Annotated in this window: 24 protein-coding genes; 13 read left to right on the forward strand and 11 right to left on the reverse strand. The window is 71.2% G+C overall.

Features of this window, described 5'->3' with window-relative positions:
• Nucleotides 1-186 precede the first annotated feature (186 nt).
• Nucleotides 187-1,053 carry an SDR family oxidoreductase gene (locus tag E6R60_RS14470; protein ID WP_240802550.1) on the reverse strand — a complete coding sequence of 289 codons (867 nt, stop codon included), beginning with the start codon at nt 1,051-1,053 and terminating at the stop codon, nt 187-189.
• Nucleotides 1,054-1,570: 517 nt separating this feature from the next.
• Entirely contained in the window at nt 1,571-1,831 is a 261-nt protein-coding gene (locus E6R60_RS14475; RefSeq protein ID WP_136326956.1) for a hypothetical protein, read from the reverse strand.
• Nucleotides 1,832-2,382: 551 nt separating this feature from the next.
• Between E6R60_RS14475 and E6R60_RS14480 the strand changes: the two genes are divergently transcribed.
• The 5 genes from E6R60_RS14480 (at nt 2,383) to E6R60_RS14500 (ending at nt 8,672) form a co-directional block, all read left to right on the forward strand.
• Nucleotides 2,383-3,687, forward strand: coding sequence for an APC family permease (locus E6R60_RS14480; protein WP_136327111.1), 1,305 nt, complete (start codon nt 2,383-2,385; stop codon nt 3,685-3,687).
• A gap of 207 nt (nt 3,688-3,894) precedes the next feature.
• Nucleotides 3,895-5,109 carry a polyprenyl synthetase family protein gene (locus tag E6R60_RS14485; protein WP_136326957.1) on the forward strand — a complete coding sequence of 405 codons (1,215 nt, stop codon included), beginning with the start codon at nt 3,895-3,897 and terminating at the stop codon, nt 5,107-5,109.
• Nucleotides 5,106-6,680: a phytoene desaturase family protein gene (gene crtI / locus E6R60_RS14490; RefSeq protein ID WP_136326958.1), complete on the forward strand. Its 1,575-nt coding sequence runs from the start codon at nt 5,106-5,108 to the stop codon at nt 6,678-6,680. The genes E6R60_RS14485 and crtI overlap by 4 nt, the downstream gene beginning before the upstream one ends.
• Nucleotides 6,667-7,671, forward strand: a complete 1,005-nt coding sequence (locus E6R60_RS14495) for a phytoene/squalene synthase family protein (RefSeq protein WP_136326959.1) — start codon at nt 6,667-6,669, stop codon at nt 7,669-7,671. The genes crtI and E6R60_RS14495 overlap by 14 nt, the downstream gene beginning before the upstream one ends.
• Nucleotides 7,668-8,672, forward strand: coding sequence for a DUF5914 domain-containing protein (locus E6R60_RS14500; RefSeq protein WP_136326960.1), 1,005 nt, complete (start codon nt 7,668-7,670; stop codon nt 8,670-8,672). Before E6R60_RS14495 ends, E6R60_RS14500 begins: the two co-directional genes overlap by 4 nt.
• Nucleotides 8,673-8,726: 54 nt before the next feature.
• Here the strand turns inward: E6R60_RS14500 and E6R60_RS14505 are convergent, their stop codons facing one another.
• Entirely contained in the window at nt 8,727-10,223 is a 1,497-nt protein-coding gene (locus E6R60_RS14505; RefSeq protein ID WP_136327112.1) for an FAD-dependent oxidoreductase, read from the reverse strand.
• Between the two features lie 340 nt (nt 10,224-10,563).
• Nucleotides 10,564-11,799: a lycopene cyclase family protein gene (locus tag E6R60_RS14510; RefSeq protein ID WP_206309422.1), complete on the reverse strand. Its 1,236-nt coding sequence runs from the start codon at nt 11,797-11,799 to the stop codon at nt 10,564-10,566.
• A 420-nt stretch (nt 11,800-12,219) separates the two neighbouring features.
• On the opposite strand from E6R60_RS14510, the gene E6R60_RS14515 reads away from it, so the two are divergent.
• Both E6R60_RS14515 and E6R60_RS14520 read left to right on the forward strand, forming a co-directional pair.
• The gene (locus E6R60_RS14515; protein ID WP_136326961.1) at nt 12,220-12,495 is read left to right on the forward strand and encodes an SMI1/KNR4 family protein; all 276 of its coding nucleotides are present in this window, start codon (nt 12,220-12,222) and stop codon (nt 12,493-12,495) included.
• A 184-nt stretch (nt 12,496-12,679) separates the two neighbouring features.
• Nucleotides 12,680-13,453, forward strand: coding sequence for a DUF4097 family beta strand repeat-containing protein (locus E6R60_RS14520; protein ID WP_136326962.1), 774 nt, complete (start codon nt 12,680-12,682; stop codon nt 13,451-13,453).
• A gap of 6 nt (nt 13,454-13,459) precedes the next feature.
• Here E6R60_RS14520 and ppk2 read toward each other — a convergent pair whose 3' ends face one another.
• The 3 genes from ppk2 to E6R60_RS14535 all read right to left on the reverse strand — a co-directional run bounded on the left by ppk2 (nt 13,460) and on the right by E6R60_RS14535 (nt 15,732).
• Complete coding sequence (ppk2, locus tag E6R60_RS14525) at nt 13,460-14,410, reverse strand: polyphosphate kinase 2 (RefSeq protein WP_136326963.1); 951 nt, start codon at nt 14,408-14,410, stop codon at nt 13,460-13,462.
• A gap of 300 nt (nt 14,411-14,710) precedes the next feature.
• Complete coding sequence (locus tag E6R60_RS14530; protein WP_136326964.1) at nt 14,711-14,884, reverse strand: CsbD family protein; 174 nt, start codon at nt 14,882-14,884, stop codon at nt 14,711-14,713.
• A gap of 575 nt (nt 14,885-15,459) precedes the next feature.
• The gene (locus tag E6R60_RS14535) at nt 15,460-15,732 is read right to left on the reverse strand and encodes a hypothetical protein (RefSeq protein ID WP_136326965.1); all 273 of its coding nucleotides are present in this window, start codon (nt 15,730-15,732) and stop codon (nt 15,460-15,462) included.
• A gap of 332 nt (nt 15,733-16,064) precedes the next feature.
• On the opposite strand from E6R60_RS14535, the gene E6R60_RS14540 reads away from it, so the two are divergent.
• The 3 genes from E6R60_RS14540 (at nt 16,065) to E6R60_RS14550 (ending at nt 18,961) form a co-directional block, all read left to right on the forward strand.
• Nucleotides 16,065-16,859, forward strand: a complete 795-nt coding sequence (locus E6R60_RS14540; RefSeq protein ID WP_136326966.1) for an SDR family oxidoreductase — start codon at nt 16,065-16,067, stop codon at nt 16,857-16,859.
• Between the two features lie 933 nt (nt 16,860-17,792).
• On the forward strand, nt 17,793-18,101 hold the full coding sequence (locus E6R60_RS14545; protein ID WP_136326967.1) for a hypothetical protein: 309 nt from the start codon (nt 17,793-17,795) through the stop codon (nt 18,099-18,101).
• A gap of 77 nt (nt 18,102-18,178) precedes the next feature.
• Entirely contained in the window at nt 18,179-18,961 is a 783-nt protein-coding gene (locus tag E6R60_RS14550) for a phosphotransferase (RefSeq protein ID WP_136326968.1), read from the forward strand.
• Between the two features lie 255 nt (nt 18,962-19,216).
• Here the strand turns inward: E6R60_RS14550 and E6R60_RS14555 are convergent, their stop codons facing one another.
• The 3 genes from E6R60_RS14555 to E6R60_RS14565 form a co-directional block, all read right to left on the reverse strand.
• Nucleotides 19,217-19,879 carry a DUF4230 domain-containing protein gene (locus E6R60_RS14555; RefSeq protein ID WP_136326969.1) on the reverse strand — a complete coding sequence of 221 codons (663 nt, stop codon included), beginning with the start codon at nt 19,877-19,879 and terminating at the stop codon, nt 19,217-19,219.
• A 184-nt stretch (nt 19,880-20,063) separates the two neighbouring features.
• Nucleotides 20,064-20,453, reverse strand: coding sequence for a hypothetical protein (locus E6R60_RS14560; RefSeq protein ID WP_168713600.1), 390 nt, complete (start codon nt 20,451-20,453; stop codon nt 20,064-20,066).
• 316 nt (nt 20,454-20,769) lie between these two features.
• Nucleotides 20,770-21,138, reverse strand: a complete 369-nt coding sequence (locus E6R60_RS14565) for a helix-turn-helix domain-containing protein (RefSeq protein WP_136326970.1) — start codon at nt 21,136-21,138, stop codon at nt 20,770-20,772.
• 586 nt (nt 21,139-21,724) lie between these two features.
• On the opposite strand from E6R60_RS14565, the gene E6R60_RS36690 reads away from it, so the two are divergent.
• The 3 genes from E6R60_RS36690 (at nt 21,725) to E6R60_RS14580 (ending at nt 23,542) form a co-directional block, all read left to right on the forward strand.
• On the forward strand, nt 21,725-22,021 hold the full coding sequence (locus E6R60_RS36690; protein ID WP_168713602.1) for a hypothetical protein: 297 nt from the start codon (nt 21,725-21,727) through the stop codon (nt 22,019-22,021).
• Nucleotides 22,009-22,866 (forward strand): PhzF family phenazine biosynthesis isomerase, encoded by an 858-nt coding sequence (locus tag E6R60_RS14575; protein ID WP_136326972.1) that lies wholly within the window; start codon nt 22,009-22,011, stop codon nt 22,864-22,866. The genes E6R60_RS36690 and E6R60_RS14575 overlap by 13 nt, the downstream gene beginning before the upstream one ends.
• 382 nt (nt 22,867-23,248) lie before the next feature.
• A complete protein-coding gene (locus tag E6R60_RS14580) occupies nt 23,249-23,542 on the forward strand; it encodes a DUF1330 domain-containing protein (protein ID WP_136326973.1) in 294 nt (97 codons plus the stop codon).
• Between the two features lie 369 nt (nt 23,543-23,911).
• On the opposite strand, the gene E6R60_RS14585 is transcribed toward E6R60_RS14580, so the two are convergent.
• A complete protein-coding gene (locus tag E6R60_RS14585; protein WP_136326974.1) occupies nt 23,912-24,424 on the reverse strand; it encodes a hypothetical protein in 513 nt (170 codons plus the stop codon).
• Between the last annotated feature and the right edge of the window lie 8 nt (nt 24,425-24,432).

The raw sequence follows: 24,432 nt of genomic DNA on the forward strand, positions 1-24,432 counted from the left end.
GTGGGAGTGATATAGACCCTTTTGTCTGCCCCCTCGTCGGCGATCTTTAACAGGGAGCGCGGCAAGTGGCGTCGGATCCTGCCCGGCGACAACCCTGGGCCGACGGCAAGGGAACGCGGCGAACGGGTTGCGGGACGCACGAGGCCCTCCGACGCGCGAGCGCGGATGCGCGGCGCCGTCAGGGCATCAGGTGTTCCGCCCGGTGGCCGCCCGCCCACCGGAGCCCAGCAGCCCCGTGGCGGAGAACTCCGAGTTCATCAGCGTCCGCCGGGTATACCGCGTCACCACGCCCGGGAGCAGTGCGCGCACCGCCTGGACGTTCCGGAGCCACCCGGGAACGTAGACCGTCGGCGCCCGCCGTTCGACCGCACGCACCAGGGCCTCCGCCACCTGCCCCACCGGGTAGACCTTCCGTGCCGGAGGGGGCATGTGCGCCCGCAGCTCGCGCAGCACCGCGTGCTGGTCCGCGTCCCTGATCATGTCCGTGTCGGTCCAGTTCAGGTAGGCGGCCCCGACGCCGACCCCTCGCGGAGCCAGCTCGGCACGCAGGGAATGGGCGAAGGACTCGACGCCGGCCTTCGAGGCGCAGTACGCGCTCATCAACGGGGCCGCGCCCATCGACGCCAGGGAAGCGATCTGGAGGTAGTAACCGCGCGTGTCGAACAGATCGGGCAGAAACGCCCGCGCGGTGATGGAGCTGCCTACGAGGTTGACCTCGATCACGCGACGCCAGGTGACCGGATCGGAGCCGGCGAAGGGCCCCCCTTCAGCGACCCCCGCGTTAGCCACCACGATGGACGCGGGGCCCATGCTGTGGCGAACCGCTGCGCTGACCGCGTCCATCGCCGCGTCGTCCGTCACGTCCACGTGCCAGTACTGAGACGGGGTGGGAAGGCCGGCGGCCACGTCGGCCAGCACCGCTTCCTCCAGCCCGAGGAGGGCCACATGGGCTCCCCGTTCAGCCAGCCGACGGGCGACGGCTGCTCCCACGCCTCGGGCGGCCCCGGTCACCACAGCGGTACGGCCTCGTAGTACCTGTCGGTCAGTACCCACCGGAGATCCTTCACGTCCGTCGTCCGCAGCCCGGGGAAATCCCCGCCGCTCCGCTCCCATGCTCCCCGCCCGGGGGAGCGGGCGCCCGGGCGGGAGCGCGTACGGGTGAGCGCCGCGACGGGCGGGCGGTCCTGCGGCGGGGCCGCCGAGGCCGGCTCGCCGGCCGTCTCCGACGGCGCGCTGGTGAAGGCGGATCCCCGCCCGTGGGCTCGTGGCGCTCGTTCCTCGGCGGCCTTGTGGCTGTATCACTCGCTCGGCGCCGAAGGCGCACGGTGGTGCCTCGGGAGCGGGGGGAGAGGGGCCCGCTCGACCTCTGCGGAAAACCCGCATCCGGTGGCGAGCGGCAAGGACCCCCACCGTGGGCAAGACGGCGAAGAAGATCTCCGTGCCCAGGTCGACGCGTCCGCCCCCGCCGGGCCGAGTCAGCCGGCCGAGCGGTGAACGCCTCGCAAGATGGGAGTGGTCCCCGCCGGGGCCCAGTCTGTGCGAGCCGGGCCCCGGCGTGCTGGGCTACCCGTCACCCCGTTGACTCATCCGGGGTGGGGTGTTCCGCGTGCGTGCCGGCGTTGCGGGCGGCATTGCGGCCCGAGCCCGCCTCATCGGGGTCGGGCCTCCCGGGCTCCGCATCCCCGGTGTGTTCGTCGGAATCGGGCGGGAGAACCACGTCAAGGGGGTCCTCGCCCTCCTGCACCTGCTGGTCGGGTATGTCGGCGGGTACCGGCGGCGGGCTCCCCTTCGCTCCGGTGTACGCGGTGCCCTCGGGCCTGCGGTCGGTCATGGTCCTGCTCCCGTCAGTACGCGCCCGCCCCCGTGCGGGGCAGGCCGGTGTTGCACCCCGCGTACCCCCTGCCCCCGGTGCGACGCACGGGCGCTTGCCGTGCGCCCTCCGGCGCCACGGGGGTGACGTAGTAGGGCAAGGACAATTCCACGCCGTCCGGGCGCCACGCGCATCCGCTGACGCGTTGCCTTCGGGCGGCGCGACTCACTCACGAGTCCACGGCCCGCACCGGCCCGCGAGCCCTCCTGGCCACGCGCTTCTCGGATGGGCTCCCGTCATGGAACGTGACGAGGGGGAGGAACATCAGGTCCACGATCTGCCCAGGGCGGCGTCCGACGGGTGTGACGTGCCCGGGCCTCGTGGCTCCCACGGCCGTGTGCGGCGATGCCGGATGGCGCAGCCCTGCGTGCCGAGGAGAGCACGCACGTCTTCACCGGTCGGCGGACGATGGCTGCCCACGGGCGCACCCAACGGGCCCGGCAAGGGCGATAGAACCGCCGAATGCAGCAGGTCCGACCGGGTATACGGGCCCCGTGAACGCTCCCAGAACCATGCTTCAGAAACCCGATGCCCCCGGCCTCAAGAAGGAGCTGACCACCTGGCTCCTCTACTTCTTCATCCTCGGAGACGTGCTGGGCGCGGGCGTGTACGTCCTGGTCGGCGAAGTCGCGGCCGAGGCGGGCGGCGCCGTCTGGGTGCCCCTCGTGGTCGCACTTGGCCTGGCCCTGCTGACGGCCACGTCCTACGCCGAGCTGGCCACCAAGTACCCGCGCGCGGGCGGTGCGTCCCACTACGCCACCCTGGCGTACGGCCCCTTCACCGGGTTCGTGGCAGGCTTCTGCATGCTCGCGGCCGGGGTGGTGTCCGTAGCGGCACTGGCCCGGGGGTTCGCGGGTGACTACCTGTCCGAGTTCGTCTCGCTTCCGCTGGTACTCGTCGTGGTGGTCTTCCTCGTGGCGCTGGCGCTGCTGAACGCCCGGGGCATCAGCGAGTCGACCAGAGCCAACGCCGTCGCCACGGTCATCGAGGTCGGTGGGCTGCTGCTCGTCATCGGGCTCGGCGCCTGGATCGTTCTGCGCGGCGGCGGGGACATGGGGCGGCTCACCGACCTGGGAACCGTGAGCGAGGGACCCGTCACGGCCGTGCTGAGCGGGGCGGTACTCGCCTACTACTCGTTCGTCGGTTTCGAGACGTCCGTCAACGTGGCCGAGGAGACGCGCGATCCCCGGCGCTCCTACCCGAGGGCGCTCTTCGGCGCTCTGGTCACAGCCGGCGCGGTGTACGTACTGGTCGGTGCCGCCGCCGCGGCCGCGGTGCCGACCGGGACCCTGGCCCGCTCCAGCGGTCCGCTGCTCGAAGTCGTCCGCACGGCCGGCGGCGTGCCCACGTGGCTCTTCAGTGCCATCGCCCTGGTGGCCGTCGCCAACGGAGCGCTCCTCACGGGCATCATGTCCTCGCGGCTGGCCTACGGCATGGCCCGCGACGGACTGCTGCCGCGCTTCCTGACGGTCGTGCTGCCCGGTCGGCGCACGCCGTGGGCGGCCATCGCCGCCACCACCGCCCTCTCGCTGCTTCTCGCCCTGACCGGCGACGTCTCCACGCTCGCCTCGACCCTCGTCCTGCTTCTCCTCGTCGTCTTCTTCCTCGTCAACACGTCTCTGCTCGTCCTGCGCCGGGACCCGGGACGGCCCGGCCATTTCACCGCGCCGATCGTCGTGCCCGTACTCGGCGCCGCCTCCTGTATCGGGCTCGCCACCCAGATCGAACGCGACGTATGGCTCAGGGGGCTGGCCGTGCTCGCGGTGGGCGCGGTCCTGGGCGTCGTAGCCGCACTGCGCCTGCGCCGCACCCGTTGACGCCATGAGCGCGCGCGGTCCGGCCGCGTCACAGCGCCGGCTCCCCGGAGCGCGGTCGACGAGGTCCGGTGCACGGCGGGCCCGGGCGCCACAGGAATGACGCGCGGCCCGGACGAGCCGCCGCCCCGCCGCCATACGCATGGGGTCACTGGGCCGACGGTGTGAACGCGGTACCGGACCGCTCGCGTACGGGGCAGGGATCGGCACATGCGAGCTCCCGTCTGCGGCAAGAGTGGTGGTGGGCAGGTGACCGGAAAGGAGGGGAGGCCGGCCACGCCGGGCCCGGCACCGGGGCCCGAGGAGGCCGTACGGGACGGACTCGGCGAGGCACCCCTCACGGTCGGCCAGGCCGTCCGGTCCGCGGAAGCGGTCCTGGACGACGTCCTCGATGCCGGGCTGCGCCGGGCCCGTCAGACCGACCCCGTCTACGCACGGGACGTCGTGTGCCGCGTGACCGCCTTCGCCCGGCGCGGCGGGAAGCGCCTGCGCACAGCGTTCGCGTGGTGCGGCTGGCAGGCGGCGGGCGGCTCGGGCGACGCCCTGCCCGTGCTGAGGACGGGGGCCGCTCTTGAACTGCTCCAGGTATGCGCGCTGGTCCACGACGATGTGATGGACGGATCACTCATGCGCCGGGGCGGGCCGGCCATGCACGTCGACTTCGCACGTCAATTCCCCGCCGGCCGAACGACCGGCTCACCGGACTCGTTCGGACGCTCCGCCGCAGTGCTCGCCGGGGACCTCGCCCTGGCCTGGGCGGACGACCTGCTGACCGAGACGGCCCTCGGCTCGGTGCACGGAACGGGGCTGTACCAGGAGTGGCGCGCCACGCGCGGTGAGATGGTCGCCGGACAGTACCGCGACATCCACGCCCAGGCAGCCGGCGTTTCCGGTCTCGACGAAGCGGTGGCCATCGCCACGCTGAAGAGCGCGCGGTACACGGTCGAGCGCCCCCTGGCCCTGGGCGCGACGCTGGCAGGGGCGGACGAGCACATCCTGGACGCCCTGCGCTCCGCGGGCCGGAGCGCAGGACTCGCCTTTCAGCTGCGCGACGACCTGCTCGGAGCCTTCGGCGATCCGGTACTGACCGGCAAGCCGGCCGGTGAGGACCTGCGTACGCGCAAACTCACCTACCTGCTCGCTGTCGCTCTCACCCTGGCCGAGGACTCCGGGGACGCCGACGCCGCCGCCGTGCTCGCGCCCGGCGGCGGCAACCGCTCCGCCCGGACCGTGGAGCGGATGCGCAGCGCGCTCGTGCGGACCGGGGCGTGCTCAGCGGTGGAGGCGAAGATCGCGGACCTGGTGGTCACGAGCCTGCGGCATTTCGCACGGACGGGGGCGAGCCCGCAGGTGCGACGGGAGTTCGCCGCCCTGGTCGAACGCGCGGCGGGCCCTGCCCCGCGCCTCAGCGAGGAGAAGCGGTGAAGGCGGTCCCGGGGCCCACCGACCACGTCGTCGTCGTCGGAGCCGGGCTGTCCGGTCTCGCGTGCGCCCTCCACCTGCTCGGTGCCGGCCGGAGGGTCACGGTCGTCGAGCGGGAGGCTTCACCCGGCGGCCGCTCCGGGCGAGTGAACCTCGGCGGCTACCAGGTCGACACCGGGCCGACGGTGCTGACCATGCCGCACCTGGCTGACGAAGCCTTCGCCGCGGTCGGGGACAGCCTGCACGCGCGCGTGGAACTGATGGCTCTGGACCCCGCCTACCGGGCGGCGTTCGCCGACGGAAGCACCCTCGACGTCCACACCGACGGCGAAGCCATGGAGGCGGAGGTGCGGCGCTTCGCAGGACCGGCCCAGGCCGCGGGATACCGCGAACTGCGCGCGTGGCTGGAGCGCCTCTACAAGGCGCAGATGCGGCGCTTCATCGACACCAACTTCGACTCACCGCTCCAACTGCTCCACCCGGATCTGGCACGGCTGGCGGCACTCGGCGGCTTCGGACGGCTGGACCGGCGCGTCGGGCGCTTCCTCTCCGACCCGCGGTTGCGCCGGATCTTCACGTTCCAGGCCCTGTACGCCGGAGTCGCACCCGCGCAGGCACTCGCGGCGTACGCCGTGATCGCCTACATGGACACGGTGGCCGGCGTCTGGTTTCCCAGGGGCGGCATGCACGCCCTTCCTCGGGCGATGGCCGACGCCGCCGGTGACGCCGGCGCCGACCTGCGCTGGTCCGCCGAAGTGAACGCGCTGGAGCGATCGGCCGGACGGGTACGCGCGGTACGCCTGGCCACCGGGGAGCGGATCGCCTGTGACGCGGTGGTGCTGTCCTGCGAACTGCGCTCCGCCTACGAGCTGCTGGGGCTTTCACCTCGACGCCCGGTACGGCTGCGCCACGCGCCGTCCGCCGTGGTCCTGCATGCCGGAACCGACCGCACCTGGCCCGGCCTCGCCCACCACACCCTCTCCTTCGGCGCAGCCTGGGACCGGACCTTCGACGAGCTGACCCGTACGGGAAGGCTGATGAGCGACCCGTCCCTGCTCATCACACGGCCCACGGCGCACGACCCCGCCCTCGCGCCCCCGGGCAAGCACCTGCACTACGTCCTGGCCCCCTGCCCGAACACTGAGGTCGGCCCCTCCGCCGCCACCTGGCGCGACCTGGGGCCGCGCTACCGCGACAGCCTGGCCGCGACCCTGGAACGCCGTGGCCTCGAAGGCTTCCGGGACAGCATCCAGGAGGAGTTGCTGGTCACACCGCTGTACTGGACCGCTCAGGGGCACGCGGCGGGCAGTCCCTTCTCCGTCTCCCACACCTTCGCCCAGACCGGTCCGTTCAGACCCCGCAACCTGGTGAGGGGCCTGGACAACGTGGTGCTGGCCGGCTGCGGGACCACTCCCGGCGTCGGGGTGCCGACCGTGCTCATCAGCGGAAAGCTCGCCGCGGCGCGCGTCACCGGCCACGTCCGCCGCACGCCTCCCGTCAGACCGCCGGCATCAGCGGCTGTCAGTGCCTCCGCGTCGGCCGTGCTCGCGGGAGGTGCCCATGACCCGTCGTGAACTGAACGCTGCCGGGATCACCGATCCCGCCCTGCGTGCCGCGTACTCCCGCTGCCGGCGGCTCAACGCCCGTCACGGCAGGACCTACTTCCTTGCCACCCGGCTCCTGCCGGTGGAACGCCGCTGCGCGGTGCACGCCCTGTACGGGTTCGCCCGCTGGGCCGACGACATCGTCGACGACCTGGACCGGCGCCTGACGACCGGCGCCCGCGACCGGTTGCTGGAGCGCCTGGAAACCGAACTGACGCAGGGTCTGGCCACGGGCGACAGCGCCGAGCCCGTGGTCCGCGCCGTCGCCGACACGGCCGCCCGGTACGCCATCGATCACACGTTGTTCTCCGACTTCATGGTCTCGATGCGAAGTGATCTGAGCGTCACGGACTATCCGGCCTACGCCGACCTGCTCGCCTACATGCACGGCTCCGCCGCGGTGATCGGGCTGCAGATGCTGCCGGTACTCGGTACGACCGCGCCCCGCGAGGAAGCGGCACCGCACGCGGCAGCCCTCGGTGTGGCGTTCCAGCTCACCAACTTCCTCCGCGACGTGGGTGAAGACCTCGACCGGGGCCGCGTCTACCTCCCGGCCGACCTGCTCGCCGCCCACGGCGTGGACCGTGCGCTGCTGGAGTGGAGCCGCAGCACGGGGCGCCAGGACCGGCGCATCCGCGGGGCCCTGGTCACGGCCGAAGCCCTCACGCGGGACGTGTACCGGGAGGCGGAGCCGGGCATCGCGATGCTCGACCCTCGAGTACGCCCCTGTATCCGCACCGCGTTCCACCTGTACGGCGGCATCCTCGACGTGATCGCGGGCCAGGATTACACCGTGCTGCACCGTCGCGCCGTGGTCTCCCGCAGGATCCGCGCGATGACAGCCGCGGACGGAGTCCTGCGCACCATCGGGGCGCGCTGCCGCTCCCGCGTGCCGGGCACCGCGGCCGAGGGCCCCGTCCGGATGGCCACCGGTGCTCGGGCGGAAGGGACGGAACAGTGACCGACCAGCGGCGCGCGGCCTGGACACCGCCCCTGCGCTGGGGCCGCGGCTCCGCCTGGGCGGCGCAGAGGCCGACGTGGCAGGCAGCCCGGCCCGCTGTGATCGCCGCTGCGCTCGACCGGGCGTCCGCGCGGCCCTCCGGCAACTGGTTCGTCGTGGGAGCCTCCCGGGACGTGCGTGCCGGTGCCGGCCCGCGCGGCAGAACCGTGGGAGGCGTAGAGGTCGTGGTGTGGCGCACGGAGACGGGCGAACCGCACGCGGGCCCGGGCGCCTGCCCCCACCTGGGCGCTCCGCTGCGCGACGGCCGTGTGGTGTGCGGCACGCTGGTCTGCCGCTGGCACGGACTGGCCCTCGACGGCGGGCCGTTCGCCGGCTGGGAACCGTACCCCGTCCACGACGACGGGCTCTTGCTGTGGGTACGACTGGACGCGGTCGGCGGTGAGGAGCCCTCCGAACGCCCGGTGGTCCCTGCCCGTCCCGCACCGGGGACCGCCCTGGATGCCGTGTTCACCGCTGTGGGGCGCTGCGAACCGCAGGACGTCGTCGCCAACCGGCTCGATCCCTGGCACGGCGCGTGGTTCCACCCGTACTCGTTCGTGAATCTGACGGTGAAGCAAGCACCCGCGGGGGTGGACGACGACGCCTTCGTCGTGGACGTCTCCTTCCGGGTGACCGGCCGCCTGGTCGTGCCGGTGAGGGCCGAGTTCACCGCACCCGGCCCGCGCACCGTGCTGATGCGCGTCACCGGGGGCGAGGGAGCCTCCTCGGTGGTGGAGACCCATGCCACCCCGCTCACCGGTCCGCGCGCCGGGCGGCCACGGACGGCGGTGATCGAAGCGATCGTCGCCGCCTCGGACCGCCGGGGATTCGCACTGGCCCGGGCCGCCGCCCCCGCGCTGCGGCCCCTGATGCGCCGCACGGCCGGCCGGTTGTGGCGCGACGACCTGGCCTACGCCGAACGCCGTTGGGCCCTGCGCAGTACGGGACGCTTCCCCGGGTGATCCTCACAGCTGCGCCGGGGGGAGTGAGGCCCGGGGAGGCGCGCGCGGACCGTGTCAGCGCTCCGCCAGCGCACCGAGTGCTCGCAGCACCGGTGAGCGCCCCGACCGCGGGACCGTCCACAGCACCTGGCCCCGCACGCCCCATGGGGCGAGCAGGGCGTTGGCGGCGAGGAAGCCGGTGGTGGCGGCCCGCTCCATCAACGCCACGGGCAGGTCGCAACGCACCGAGTCACCGGCGAGCGTCAACCAGCGGTGCGGGCCCCGCACGGTGGGGCGCCGGTGGTAGGAGCCGAGGGGGAAGAGCGGACAGTCCGAGCGCCATTCATGGCGGGCGTCCACCGTCCGGGCCCCTCGGGTCTCCGGGTAGACCTCGTGCAGCTGATCGAGGAGGCCGGCCTCCACGTCGCCCGGCTCGGCCCGGTCATCCACGGCGTAGGCGTGCAGTTCCACCACCGAACCGCCGGTTCTCCGGCTCCACCGGGCCGCCTCGTCCTCGTAGCGTTCCAGGACGCTGATGTTGTCCAGACCGCCGTATCCACTGGTACCGAGGAACGCCGCGCGGTGCGCGGCGACCGGCCGGTCGAGCCAGAGCCGCGAGACGAGGAACGGCGGGGCGGTGCGCAGCCCGGCGATGTCGTCGCGCCAGGCACGGTCACCGAGACCGGGCGACGCGGCCACGAGCCGGCGCAGCCCCCGCGCATCGAGGGCCAGGACCACGGCATCGTAAGGCTCCGCCGCGGCCTCGGTGAGCACCTCGGCTCCCGCGCCGTCGCACGGCCGGACGCCGTGCACCGCGGTTCCCGTCCGGACCTCGGCCCCGAGGCGCTGGAGGTAATCACCCAGCGGCTCCCACAGGGCCTGAGGGAACGGGGCGTCCGGCACGTCGAAGAGCAGCCCCTCGGCGGAGCCGAGGAAGTAGATGTGGAACATCAGCACCAGTTCCGCCGCGGACAGCTCGCGGGGGTCGGCGAAGAAGCTGCGCGAGAACACCTCGAACGCCAGGTGGTGGGCGGCCTCGGGAAACCGGACCTGTTCGAGGAACGCGGTCGCGCTGACCGAGTCGAAGCGTGCGTAGACCTCGGGAACGCGCACATCGAGAAGCGGCAGCGCCGCTCGGGCATTCATCGCGGCGAGATCCCGCCAGCCGAAGGTCGGACTCAGGGCGACGAACCCGAGGGCGCTCAGGGGCGGTGTCCGCGGAACGCGGGCGAAACTGTCGGTGAGACCACCGCTGTGGCGCAACGGGTAGTCGGGCAGGGGCGTGAGACGCGCGAGGGCGGGGTCGGTGCGCCGCAGAAGACCACGCAGGTTGTAGTACTGCCGGAAGAACGCGTGGAATCCACGGCTCATGGTCGCCGTGGAGCCGTCAGCCAGGCGGGTCCGCCACCCCGCCACCCGGCCTCCGAGCGCGTCTCCTCGTTCGTACAGGGTTACGCGGGCGCCTCGTTCGGCCAGCGCGGTGGCGGCCGCGAGGCCGGCGATGCCGCCCCCGATCACGGCGACACGAGGGGCGTCACGGCGGCTGAACCGGTCCCGGCCGGCCACGGGCATCAGTACTTCGGCCTTGCGGTCGCGACCCCGCCGGGCCGGGCCACGGTGGGCGCTCACCGGCAACGCTCCGCGAGGGCGAAAGAACCGATGCCCACCGGGTACGTATGCGACATTCCGGTCCGCCACCCGGCCGCCGGCGCTCCACCGGATCGCAGCCGGTTCGTGTCGGGCGGCAAGAGCCTGTCGGGATCCGCGGCGTTACGGAACGGAGGGGCGGGGGAGACCGGGCCGAAGGGTCCGTTCCGCAGCGGGTGCATCTGCCCGGCGGCCGGATGCGGGCAGCCCACGGCCTCGTGGAAGGAGAAGGCGTGCGGAAGGTCATGGTCGCGCGGCAGGGTCATCAGCGGCTCGTTTCGCAGGGGGCAGCGGTGACTGGTGCGGTCCGTGGGCGGCGGCGAAGGAAGGGAAGTTCCACGGCGGTCCGCAGCATCGGGCCCACCGGGCTGCGCAAGCCGATGCACCACTCCTCCCACGGCGTGGTCGCGCCGTCCAGGAAGCGCAGAAGCCGTTGGGGAGGCGTACGCCGGAACAAGCCGGTGAAGAAATCGGGCCCGTCGATCCGGCCGGTGTCCAGCGCACGCAACAGCACCGCGTCCATAGCCAGCGCCCGCCGTCCATGGGGCGGCGGAGGCACCGCCGTCCGCCCGGAGCGAAGGTTGTCCGCGAGGGCACGGCTCTGCCGCTGCACGGCGGAGAAGGTGTAGCCCGTAGCCGGACGGGTGGCGCCGCCGGCCGCCCCGATGCGGAAGACAGCGCGCCCGGCCCTGCGCGGAAAGCGCCCGTCAGTCATCGGGATCACACCCTGCTCCACCGCTTCGACGGTCCAGGTTCCCAGCCTCAGGACGGCGCGGCTGTAGTGCTCCAGCGCCGCGTCGTACGCAGCGGTGTCCAGCGGCGCGCGGGAGAACTGCGTGTACTCCACGAGTGCCCGGTCCGGCGCCAGAGGGAGCACATAGCCGAAGGCCAGCCCATGAGCGGGCTGAGGCACCCGGAAGTCCATCAGGTCCGCGATCGATGGATCGAAGCGGTCCGGGGCCGTGCGGATGAACCACCCCCGGAAGTGCTGCAGCAACTGCGTCCTGGCGGGCGGAAGCGCGGCAACGGGCCGGGAGTCGAACACCAGCCGGGCCCGCAGCGTCAGCGCCTCACCACCGGGCATCGTGCAGAGGACCTGCGCACCGTCGCCCACGTCGCGCACAGCGTCCACCGTCGCGCGCACCACCTGCGACCCAGGGCTTCCTGCCAGCCGGGAGTGCACCAATCGCTCGAACGGCCCGGAGCGCAGCATGCGGTAACGCAAAGGGGAGGAAGTGACCGTCACGGGGGCCCCGTCGACGCCGTGCACCCGCAGGCGCGACCACGAGGCACTGACGGCTTCCTCGAAGTCGCCCGGGCCCTCCTCCCAGTAGCACCACGTTCGTTCCGCGGGCCTCAGCGGTCCGTCCGGAGCATCGACAACGGTCGCCGTGGTGGTGCCGGCCTCCGTCAGCCGGTGCGCCAGGCTCAGTCCGGCCGCGCCGCCGCCCACGATGATGACGTCCGAAGTGATGCCGGAATGCTGGGAGGAGAGTCTGATCACCGGTCTCACCGTTCTGACGGGATGGTTCCCTCGCGGCGGTGCAGGCCCTCAGCACCCGTGTCCCGCACCCCCGCGACGGCTGCCACTGCTGTGCCGGTGCCACTCCCGCCGGCATCTTTGGCCACCAACCGGGACGAAAGGTCGGTCGGGCCAGTCTCCAAGCGGCCCGCCCGGCTGTCCAGTACCGAGGTCGGCGGTTCGTGCGGGACGCCGTCCGGCACAGCGTCCCCGCCCCCGCACACGCCATTCGTCGCATCACGCCCGCCGTTGGTGCTGCCGGAACCATCGCAGGCCGACCAGCGCGATCCCAACGAGTGGCAGCCCCGGCCGCGTGCTGAGGGGTGCGGCGGCTCGTGGAGGCTCCAGTCGATCCGGCCTTCGGCATCAGCGGCGGTGGGGAGAGGACCCAGCCGTTGGGTGCAGGGTGGCGACCACGAGTGCTCAGCCTCTCTGCTGGACAGTCCGTACCTGATCGAGGAATGGGGACTGCCCGCGCCGACCGTGCTTCTCTCGGGCGACGGGCACTCCTGGGTTGCGCTCGACTACCGGGCATGCGGCCGGCACCGGGAACCATCGGTGACGTGGTTCGACGCCGACCGCAATGAAGAGCTGGCCCTCGCCTCGGACTTCCGATCCTTCATCGAAGGCCTCACCTCCGCCAGTGACTTCGACGACGAAGACGTACCCGACTGACGTCTGATGGGGGATCGCATGGTCCATCCGTGACACGGCACCAACTGAGACGTCACAGCGGGGCGAACGCTGCCTGATGCGGCACTGGCGAGCACGCACCGGGCAAAGGCGGAGGGCCGGGCGGTTCGGCGGGGGACCCCGGTCGCGTGCCATGAGACGGCCCGGCGCGGGGAAGGCGGGAAACATGAACCTCACGGCGTTCACGCATAGATCGCGATGGCCCCTCCTGCTGGCGGCCGTTCCCCTCCTGGCCGCGTGCGGTGGGGACCCCGGGGCACGGCTCGACGGAGCGCCGCCGGACCTGGGCCGGGGATCGAAACTGGTGATCACGACCGACAACGGCGTGCGTCTGCGGCCGGCCGAAGACGACCAGGTGGTCCTCGAGGCCCGGATCGACAGCCGTTGGTCCCACCGCGACGACACGTGGGTCCTCGATCTGTCCTGCGCCGGGCACGAGGAGACCGAGCCCGACGAGCAGGGCGATCACGAAGGGGAGTGCCCCCGCATGCCTTCGGTCGGCGTCCCTGCCGGCGTCCCGGTCACGGTCACCGCCAGGAACGCGGGCATCGATGTGGCCGGCGTCGCGGCGGCGCTGGACCTGACCACGGTCAATGGGGACGTGACGGTCGCCCGGTCAGGCCTCGACGACGCCGCCCTCCGGCTGGTCACCCGCAACGGCTCTGTGCGCGCCGGGACCCTGAGTTCGGCGCGTCTGCACGCGGAAACCGTCAACGGTGACGTGACGCTCACCAGCGCCACCTCGCCGTCCCTTCTCGACGCTGCCACGACCAACGGCTCGGTGCGGGTGACGCTGCCCGGCGACGCGCCCGATTACGCCGTCGGCGCCACGACGCGGAACGGCCGGACCTCGGTGGGGTTCCCCTCCGCCACGGAGCGGAACGGGCACGAGATGACCCTGGCGACTGTCAACGGAGACGTCACAGCCCAGCGTGGCTGAGAGCGGTCATGGGTGTTCGCCCGGCCCCTCGGTGTGCGGAGCGAGGGGAGTGGGCGAGAGGACGGTGTCCTCCTCGCCCGGCTCCAGCAGCGTGGCGGCCGGTCCCACGACGAGGGGGTCCGGTTTGCCGACTGCCTCGTCGCTCTTCGCCGTGTAGTCGATGCGGGCGAGCAGGCTGCGCATCGCCTCGAGGCGTGCCCGGCGCTTGTCGTTGCTCTTCACGACCGTCCAGGGCGCGTGCTCGGTGTCGGTGGCGCGGAACATGTCGACCTTCGCCGTGGTGTAGTCGTCCCAGCGGTCGAGGGAGTCGATGTCCGTGGGGGAGAGCTTCCACTGGCGGACCGGGTCGACCTGGCGGATGGCGAAGCGTGTGCGCTGCTCGGCGCGGGAGACCGAGAACCAGAACTTGACCACGATGATGCCGTCGTCGACGAGCATCTTCTCGAACTCCGGGCACTGCCTGAGGAAGAGCTCGTACTCGGACGGGGTGCAGAAGCCCATGACGCGTTCGACTCCGGCCCGGTTGTACCAGGAGCGGTCGAAGAACACGAGCTCGCCGGGTGCCGGCAGATGGGCCACGTAGCGCTGGAAGTACCACTGGCCGCGCTCTCGGTCCGTGGGCTTGTCCAGGGCCACGATGCGCGCGCCACGGGGGTTGAGGCGCTCGGTGAACCGCTGGATGGTGCCGCCCTTCCCGGCCGCGTCCCGCCCCTCGCAGACCACCACGACCCGTGCGCCGGTGCCCTTGGTCCACCGCTGGAGCTTGAGCATCTCTATCTGCAGGATGCGCTTGATCCGTTCGTACTCCTTGCGGCGGATCTTGCGGTCGTAGGGGTAGTTCTCGCGCCAGGTCCTGATCGGCCGGCCCGCCTCGTCGAGCAGGATCGGCTGCTCGGGGCGGCTGGTGTCGACGGTCAAACCGTCCAGCAGCTGCTTGTCTATCCAGTCACGGTCCACCTGATCAAGCCTGTCACCCGTCCGGGCGCAGCGCCACCAGGCGCTGGCGGCGGCGAGCGCGGGCGTGCCCGCACGCCACCTGGGTGAGGCCGACATCGGCAGCCGCGCCGGTGGCCCGCGTCGTGCGGGACGAGAGCCCGGTGAGCACAGGGGTACGGACCCATCTCGACGCGACGTATTGACGGGCCTGTTCCAGGCCCTCTGGGCCGCCGTCATGGCAGAAGAGGGCCCGGCACCGAGTGCCGGGCCCTCTTCTGTCTCCTCCGGTGGCCGTCCGTTCCGACGGAACGGGGGGCCACCTCAGTGGCCGAAGGCGTCCTTCGCCTTCTCCTTGGCCTCGCGGGCGTCGCCCTTGGCCTGGTCGGTCCGGCCTTCGGCGGTGAGGCGTTCGTTGCCCGTGGTGCGCCCCGCGGCTTCCTTGATCTTTCCCTTGGCCTGTTCGGTCTTGGCCTGGGCCTTTTCATTGGCAGCCATGTCACTCACACCTTGCTGTGGTCGACTTCAGGAACAACCACCGCCTGACCCGGATCTGCCTGTCCAAACATCCCCGCTCGTGACCTGTCGAACGAAGGCGCGGAGGTTCCGGTCTTGGGGGCCATCGGCCGGAGTGCGGCCGCAAGCGTCGGCGGCCCTCAGGGGGTGCGGCTCGGCGCCCTCGCGCACCCGTGGGGCGAGGGCGGCCGGATGTTCGTGATCGGGTGCCTCTATGGCAACCGACCGGACTTCTCCGCCTGGAACATGTGCCGTCCGGGCTGTCCCGGGCGCCCGACGTCCGGGCGGGCGTCGGCCGTGATGGACCGATCCCTGATGGACCGGTCCGGGACTGGCCGAACGTCCCGTGCAGCTACGTCCGGCCTCTCCGTGGCTGCGTGGCCACGGTTCAGGGAGGGGGCCGGCTCGCCGGTACGGATTCCTGGGCGGAGCCGGCCCTTCCATGTTGCTTCCATGGCCGGGAGCGGCCGTCGGACGCGCGTGGGCTGAGGACACAGAACGGCTGGTGCGACGTGGCTTCATCGCCTGGCCGGGGCGACACCCGGGACGGGCGATGATCAGGACCCGGCGACAATGGCTCCAAGGATCATCCCGCCGACCAGGCCCACGGCACTGACCACGATGGCGGCCACGGCGAGGCGCTCGTGCCGGACTGTCTTGGCGACGATGGCCAGCACCAGGCCCACCACACCGAAGACGATGGGCAGGAAGATGAGCGAGACCACGCCGAACACCATCGCGATGATGCTCAGTACGTTGCCGGTCGCCGCGCGCGGGGACGCGCCGTGGGGCTGCTGTCCGGTCGGATGATTTCCGTACTGGGTCGTCATGGGTGCCACTCCTTCGTGATTTCCCTGTGGCTGATCGCGAATCGACCGGCCTGATGCACGCTTACCCTGAAGTCCCGCTTTTACAAGGGGACTTGAGTTGGATCAGGCGAGGCGGATCCGGCCTTCGAACCTCAGGCCGGAACGCCCGCCGCCGAAGGGGCGGCAGTCGAGTCCAGCGGAGACGCGAGCATCTGTATGTACGCCACGCCAGAGATGCGAAGCGAGGACCAAGCCCGCGCGCAAATACCGTCATCATGCGAATAAGACCGGGATCGCAGTAAATGACGCTTCTCGGGTGATTGATTCTGATGCATCCAGGGAAGGCGACTCCCATGCGCGTGAATCTTTCCGGAAAAACCGCTCTGGTCACCGGCTCCACGCGGGGGATCGGTGCGTGTATCGCTGCCGGACTCGCAGATGCGGGTGCCCGTGTCGCGGTCAACGGGCGAAGTGATCACTCCGTGGCAGCCGCCGTCGAGCGGTTGCGTGAACAGTGCCCGGAGGCGGAATTCGTCGCCGCCCCGGGCGACGTCGCCACCGCCGACGGGGCCCGACAGGTGCACACCGCGTTGCCGCACGCCGACATCCTCGTCAATAACCTCGGCATCTTCGGAGCCAAGCCGGCGCTGGAGATCGCCGACGAGGAGTGGCGTCGCTACTTCGAGGTGAACGTCCTGGCCTCGGTCCGCATGACCCGGGCCTATCTGCCGGGCATGAAGGAGAACGGCTGGGGCCGGGTGCAATACATCGCAAGCGACTCGGCGGTGGCCATCCCGGCCGAGATGATCCACTACGGCATGTCCAAGACGGCGCTGCTGGCGGTGGCCCGCGGTTTCGCGAAGGACGCCGCAGGCACGGGCGTGACGGTCAACTCCGTCATCGCCGGCCCCACGCACACCGGCGGTGTCGAGGAGTTCGTCTATGAGTTGGTCGACAAGAATCTTCCGTGGGACGAGGCGCAACGTGAGTTCATGCGCATCCATCGGCCGCAGTCCCTGCTGCAGCGGCTCATCGAGCCGGAGGAGATCGCCCACATGGTGGTCTACCTCGCCTCTTCGTACGCGTCAGCCACCACGGGCGGCGCCCTGCGGGTGGACGGCGGCTATGTGGATTCGATCCTGCCCTGAGACCGGTCGGCGAAGGTACGGCCTGAGTTCAGGCTGCACGGGCGAGGCGCCGGCCTGGTGGCCGATGTCCCTTCGGGGCACGCATCCGGGGGACGATGCCCCCGGATGCGTGGTGTCCCTCAGGTCTGCGGACGGCTGCCGTGGTTAGCGCCGTTCTTGCGGCGGGCCTTCTTCTTGCGACGTCGCTTCGAGGACATCAAGCTCTCCCTGATCTGCATCGTTCGAATGTTTCTGCCGATTTGTCGCCTGTGGCGACCACTGACCCCTTACCCGTTCGCACGGTGAAAAACTCTTTCAGGGGGTTCCCGCGTCTGAGGGGTGTCACTGCGTCCGTCATCAGGCGCGTGGCCACCGCCTCAATGCCCCGGACTCCGGGGGCACCTGCGGTGACGGCGACGGTCCGAGCGCGGAGCCCACGCCTCCGCGGCCCTCATACCGGCCGGATGAACCACCTCGGAGGCCTGGCCGGTCGGGACGTCCGTACGGGGCGGTGCGGGATTCCGCCCCACCGCGCCGCACCCTCAGCCCCGGGGCCGGCCCGTGTACGACGCGCACGACGGCGGGGGACCGGGCAAGCTCCGTGATCTCGGCGCCTGGTGGGGCAGCCGCAAGCGCGGCGACTGTCTCCTCGGCGCGACGAACGGCCAGGGGCGCGCCACCTTGGCCCCATTCCGTCGCTCCGGCAGCGCGCGAAGACGCGGCGGTCCGGGGCTGGGCCCGGCGGCGTCGGTCGTGTCACCCCTGCCACCCCGTACGCGACGCCGCTCGTCGCACCGCCGACCGGGGCGCTGGCCGCAGCAGGAGCATGGTGCGGCGTCCACCGCGCGCGCCGGATCGGGATCAGCGGCCTCGCGGCGGGATCCTCGATAACTTCTGAGAATCAGGGAAGCCGGAGCGATACGCGAGAACGTACCCCGTACGTGAGGAGCTGTCATGACCACCTTTGTCATCACTGTGCCCGGAACCTTTGTCGCCGGCGTTTCAGAGGCGTCCTGCGCGACTCTGGAGGGCAAGCTGGCCGGGCAGCACACCGACCTGAGCGAGAGTGAGGGGCTCGATCTGCTCACGGTCAACGAGGACGGCACCTTCTCCATCCGCCTCGAAGTCGAAGCGGGGGACCGGTACCAGGCGGAACTGGATGCCGTGGGGCTCGTATCCACCGCCCTCCAGGAGACGGGGTTCTCGGAGGAGGACGCACCGTTGGGAACGCCCGCCGTCACAGGGATCGACAGCGACCTCTGAGTCCTTCCCTTCCGTCCCGACTCCACGCTCCCGCTTAACAGGGTGATCGTGACGGGTTGATCCGACACACTGGTCCGATGCGGAACGATGAGGAAGAGCCTTTGTCCGGCGGCAACGTCAGCGAGGGTGTCGTTCGCGTCGGGGACACCGTTCGCCGTCCGGCCGGACCATGGACTCCCGCTGTGCATGCCCTGCTCGCCCACCTGCACGAGGCAGGATTCGGCGCGGCGCCGCGTCCGCTCGGCATCGACGATCAGGGGCGTGAGGTCCTGACCTTCATGCCGGGAGACGTGGTCTGGCCCGACCGGTTCTCGCTGCTGGAACCCGCTCGACGACTGGCTCGCGTGGCACGGCTGATCCGGGACTTCCACGACGCCGTGGAGGACTTCACGCCGCCTCCCGATGCGCAGTGGCAGACGCTGATCCCTGCCGTGGGCAGTGACATCATCGCCCACAACGACCTGGCCCCCTGGAACCTCGTGGTCGCAGGTGAGGCGGGCTGGGCCTTCATCGACTGGGACACCGCAGGTCCCGGCTCGCGCCTGTGGGATGTGGCATACGCCCTTCACGGGTTCATCCCGCTGTCCGCGCATCCGGACTGGGAGAGCCCTGATGCGGCGGACCGACTGAGAGCCTTCGTCGACGCCTACGGTCTGGCTGAGCCCGAGCGTCGTCGCCTGGTCCCGCTGCTGGCGCGCCGTACGCGTTCCATGCACGACTTCCTGCGCGACCAGGCGGCCCTGGGAGCCCCACCCTGGGCAAGGCTGTGGGCCGAAGGCCACGGCGACGCGTGGCGCAACGACACCGCATACATCGAGCAGCGCGAAGACCAGTGGATGCGGGCTCTGCTCGCCGGCTGAGCGTCAGTGCCCGTGCCTGGCTCCCGCCGACGAACGAAAGTGGCCGAGGACCGGCACGGGCATGGCGCTGCAGTACGAGGCTCTGGACTGCGGGAACGTGGACGCGCCCCACTGCGGCAGGCGCTGGCCGGTCTGCCGATGCCGCGGGCCGCCGACGGCTGGCTCTGGTCCTGGCCTGCGTGTGCGCCATCGAAGGAGCGACGGCACTTGCCGTACGCGGGGGCGCCGGCGTCCGGCGAACCGTAGTGCCCGCCGTCAGGTTCCGTAGGAGACGCGCACGTCCTTGAAGCCCAGGGAGTGCAGGAGGCCTTCCAGCATTCGGGTGGTGTTGGCCTCGGCCCTCGTGGTCAGGCCGCTGTCCTTGGCGGCCTCGCCGATGTGCGAGACCGCGAGTTTCTGTACGGCGTGTTCGCTGTTGGGGTTGTCCGAGAACACGTCCCCGAGGCGGTCGAGCAAGCCGCGTTGTTTGGAGACGGCGTAGGAGTGGTCGGCGTCCAGGGCAGGCTTGCCGAGCCGCGCGTGCGGGAGGCGCAACGTGGCCGAGGTGCGGTCCTCGTTCACCGTGACGCCGTTCGCGCCGACGTGGCCGAGGTCGACGTACGCCTCCACGGTGCCCGCACCCACATAGAGCGTGCGGGAGCCGCGAACCGCGTCCGGCAGGTACTTGGCGTCCTTCTCCAGGTCGACGACCACCTGGAAGTTCCCGGAGGCGGCGTCGTAACGGCTCATGTCCTGGATGGACCTGAGGAGAGCGGGACCCGAGCGGTCGGTCGTCTCGGTTCCGAACAGGCTCTTGATGCCCGGCAGTACGGCCAGCCTGATTCCGGCGAACAGCACCACGAGCACCAGCACGAAGGCAGTCACCACCTTCGCCCACAGGGGCATGCGTCGGGGCAGTCGTCTGAGGGGAGTCGTCATCCGATGGCCCTCCTTCCTGTACTCCGAATGCCCCGGGAAACCCTTAAGAGTCAGGGGAGTTGAGGAACAGGTCCAGGAAGGGCGTAGGAGGGGGCGCTACCGCTCCCCGGTGCACGATCCCGCCTCTCGCGTGGGGCCGGCCGACGGCTAGATGATCGTTCCAAGGGGTGCCTGCGGACGGCGGTCAGGCGTCGGGGTCGACTTCGGGGTGGGTGAACCGCATGGGCTTGCCCAGTGACCGGGCGTAGGCGATTTCGGCTCGGGTGCTGTCTCCGATGTAGTCGCCGACCACGAGCACCTCATCAGCGAGCCGGATCTTCGCTCGGTGCAGATCGTCGAGTCGGATCTTCAGCGCCTCGGCCTCGACAGGATCGGACCAGAGTGCGTGCGGCGACTTCAGGTCGCAACCCGGTTTGACGACAATCCTTCCGGCTTTGGTCTCCCGGAGATCGGCCTCGGTCATCTCGGCCATGAAACGGGTGGAGCCGCAGATCACGACGATACGCGGGAGACTCAGTTGCTCCTTCGCATCGGCGAGCCTCTCCTCGGGGGTGAACGGTTGCGGGTAGGACATGGTTCCTCCTGGTGGTGTGCCGCAGCGGTGTTGGCTTTGTCCGCCGGTTCCCTTGGAAAGGGAAGAGCGGCCCTGGTGCCCTCCATCACATGAGGGCGGAGCGTTCCATGTCCGTGTTCTGGTGAGTCATGCCGCCTTCGCGATCGACGTCGCACCACGTGTGCTTCGAGGGTCGAAGCGCTGTCGCAAGCTGGACGCATCGGTTCGAAATCCGAGGCGCATGGGCAGAGGCCTCGCCCCTCACCCCGGCGCTCGGCGAGCCACAGCAAGCTCGGGGGCCGGCGGCCCCGTCCCGCCTCCGCCCCGACGCGGTGGGTCAGTCCGCGGAGTCCCTCTCAGGCTTCCCGTCGTCCACGGCGTTCGGATGTGGGGTGCGGCCGGCGGACTGGTCGTCGGTGTGGTTCGCCCCTTGCGGGTCGATAGTGGCTGCCCAGCGTCCCGCCCAGCGGGCGAGGGGGTTAAGGGCGCGCCGCGCCTCCTGCCCCAGCGGGGTGAGCTCGTAACGGCTGTCCGGGAGTTGGTGAATCACCTGGGCATCCAGCAGTTCGGTCAGGCGCTGCCGCATCACGCTGGAGGACATGTCGTCGCACCGCTTCTGCAAGGGGCGGAATCCGAGCGGGCCGGCGCGAAGCTCCCACAGGATGCGCAGACTCCACCGCCGCCCGAACAGATCGAGTGCGGCCATGAGGGGGAGGCCGGTGGTCGAGCCGCGAACAGAATTGCCAGGCCTGGGTGTTGCCATGTCGGGATGTCCAGCTCTCCAGGGTTGATGCTTCGAATACCGACACGCTAGCATCAGCGACCGCTTCGGAAATCGAAACGGAGGAGACGGCTGTGGCATGTGTACCCACGACCTGGGCGAGAGGCGTTCCCGGCCGCCCGTGTCGACGGGGGCGGGGCCGGCGGGGAGGAGCGGTCCGATGCGCACGGTGCCCAGAGTTCGACGTCGGTGCCGAGTGGCACCGATCACTCGGAACTTGTTCGTGGCGCGGGACGGGGGGCGGGACACGGGAGATCGAGTGCAGGACCTTCCAGGTCCTGTGAACCGGCCCAGCGGGACGTCAGTGCTGGCTCGTCGGCGGTTGCCGCCACCGAGCCAACGTCCACTCATGGCTGGAGACCAGATGACCACGGCCGGGTTTCCCTCGGCCGCAGCACGAGTCGCCGCCGCTGCCGCCCTGGCCGAGGACGCGGCAGGGAAGGACATTCCCACTGCCGTGAGCGAGGGGGCAGGCGCGGGATGGTGCGCACCGAGCAGAACGGGGAGAGCGATGTCGAGGTGCAGACCGTCAGAAAGGCCGTCGAGGGCCCTCGCCGCCGGAGACCGCAGGATAACGCTCGACAACGGGCTGGTGGCCGGCGTCGAGCAGGTAGTGAAGCCCAGGGCGGGGCGGGCCCGCGCTTCCCGGATCCTGCTGGAGCCCTCGGGCACCCTCCGCCCGGACACCGTTCGCACCATCGCCGGGACGGTCTTCGACCTCATCCCGGTCGGGGCGTTGACGCACAGCGCGCCCGCACCGGACGTGACCCTGCTGCTGACCACCGGCGCGGTGTCATGTCCGAGGTAGCCATCGTCGAGGCGTGTCAGCGAGAGGGCGCGGGTGGCAGTCCGACCGCCGTTCTGGATGATGCGGCGTTCACCGACGAGGAGCGCCGCCGCGTTCCCACGGAGTGGGGAACCTCGCACGCCGTCTTCCTCCGCGCGACCGGAATCGAGCGTCACCAGCCCGCGTACACGCTGCGGTTCTTCACCGCCGAGGGCGAACTGCCCGCCTGTGGCCACGGCACCCTCGCCGCCCTCGCCGTGCTCGCCGAACGGGAAGGCGGCGACCACGACTACCGCGCCACTCTGCGTACGGCCCACCGCAGCTTCGACGGCCGGGCAACCCGCAACGGCGACGGCCTGACGGCGTCGTTCGACCCGGGCCCGGTCAGCCTGCGTAGCGCCGGTGGGCCCGAACTGAGGGCAGTCGTAGCCGGCCTCGGCCTGACGGAGAACGCGGTAGCCGCCGACGCCTGCGTGGCGTCGAACGGGCGGCCGAGGCTTCTCCTCCCCCTCCGATCCCGCGCCGCACTGGCCGAACTCACGCCGGACGCGACCCTTTTGCGGGCAGCCTGTGAGCGCTACGGTCTGCTGGGCTGCTACGCCTACTCGCTCCCGGACCGGCACGGCCGAGCAGCGGCCCGGATGTTCGCACCGTCGATCGGCGTCCCCGAGGACATCGCCAACGCCAACAGCACGGCCTGTCTGGCAGCCCATGTTGCCGGGGCCGGCCCACGCCGCCTCGCCGTCGACATGGGTGATCACCTCGGCAGGCCGTCCACCGTCACAGCGACCGTCCACCGCGACCGCACGGGACAGCGGATCCGAGTCGGCGGCCAGGCAGCGATCGTGCGCGCGGTCGTGCGATGAGGCCTGCGCGGCCAAGGAGCGGGTGCCGGTCGGCGGCAGGTCCCCTTGCTCCTGTGAGAGCCCGGTCAGTCTGGCGGCATCTGCGGCAAGGGCTCAGGGCCGATGGCCGAGCACGTCGTACGGGCGCGACTCGTACCTACTTGTCGGCTTCTCTCCGTGCCAGTCCGTGCCGCGGCCCTTCCGGCGAGCCGTCGTCGACTCGACCCGCTCGGGTTCGTCCTCGCCCGCCGAGGCTCACCCGAGCCCCGTCCGGTCGCAGCCCGGCCGGTTCACGGCGGCCGTCCGACTTCGACGCCGCTTCCGCCGGCTCGCTGACCCCTCAGCGTGCGGGCCCTGGATCCGAGCATGCTTCTGATCATCGATTCCGAACACAGGAGGTACCGTGGCCAAGGGCTACTGGGTCAGCGTCTACCGCACCATCGCAGACCCCGAGAAGGTTGCCGCCTACGACAAACTGGCCGGTCCGGCCGTCAGGGCCGCGGGCGGGCGGCTGCTCTCCCGCGGCAGCCGCGTCGTCGTACACGACGCCGGAATTGCCGAGCGCACCGTCCTGATCGAGTTCGACAGCTTCGAACAGGCGGTCGCCGCACGCGCGAGTGCGGCCTACCAGGAGGCACTGGCCGTACTTGCCGACGGCGTCGAGCGCGACTTCCGCATCATCGAAGGCCTCGACTGACGACCGACCGAGGCCGCGTCGGGGAGGAACACGATGCCGGCTGCGGGGATCACCCAGGCTCGTCAGCGCGCCGCAGCTCGCGAAAGGCGTCGGGCCGGTGGCACCGGCGGTGATGTCCGGTCCGGCGACGGTTCCTCCCCGGCGGCGGGGCGGCTCGGACGTCCGCCTCGATGGGGGCGGGGGTCGGTGCGACGAGGGTCCAGCGCCCGATGCGGGTCATCAGGGCGGCGTACGGGTTCGGGGTCGCGCTGGTGGAGGAGCAGAGCGGGGGACTTCCCCCGACCCGTTCGCGCCGACGACCGCAAGGGTCTGCGCGCCCGCTAGGGCAGGCGAGACACCGTCGGCCCCTCGGCGCCCCCGGTCCGGGGATCAGTAACCCTGGCCGACCAGGAAGGAGTCGAAGTCGAGGGTGAGAGAACGTGCTTCAGCCGCGTGCCCCTCGTCATCCCCGTCGACGAGGACGAGAACGCAGATGCCCCGCCCGGTTCTCGCTACCCACATCACACGGTTCCCGTCGCGCAGGAGGGCCAGGTCGAGTTCGGTCCCTGTCACCGCGTCCGTGATCCGGTCCAGTTCCTCACGGCGCCACTCCGCCCCGGCGAGCCGGAGCATGGGAGGGCGGCCGGGGTCCTCACCAGCCGTCCACAGCGCCGCCATCTCCGCCCGGTCCGGCGAGTGGTCTGTTTCGACGGGGGGCTGCCGGTCTCCCTGTCCGGCGCCGCCGCCGAAGAACTGCCGGCCGTCCTCGCCCTCGCGGCCCGCAGTGGCGAAGAGACCCGATTCGGCCGAGAACGCCGCCACGGCACGCACAGCAGGGTGGCTCCCACCCAGGGCGAAACGGGTGCTGAGGATGTCTTCCCACTGCTCGGTCACGGGGGGCATGGCTGGTG

Source organism: Streptomyces sp. A0642, assembly GCF_004795105.1.
Lineage (GTDB): Bacteria > Actinomycetota > Actinomycetes > Streptomycetales > Streptomycetaceae > Streptomyces.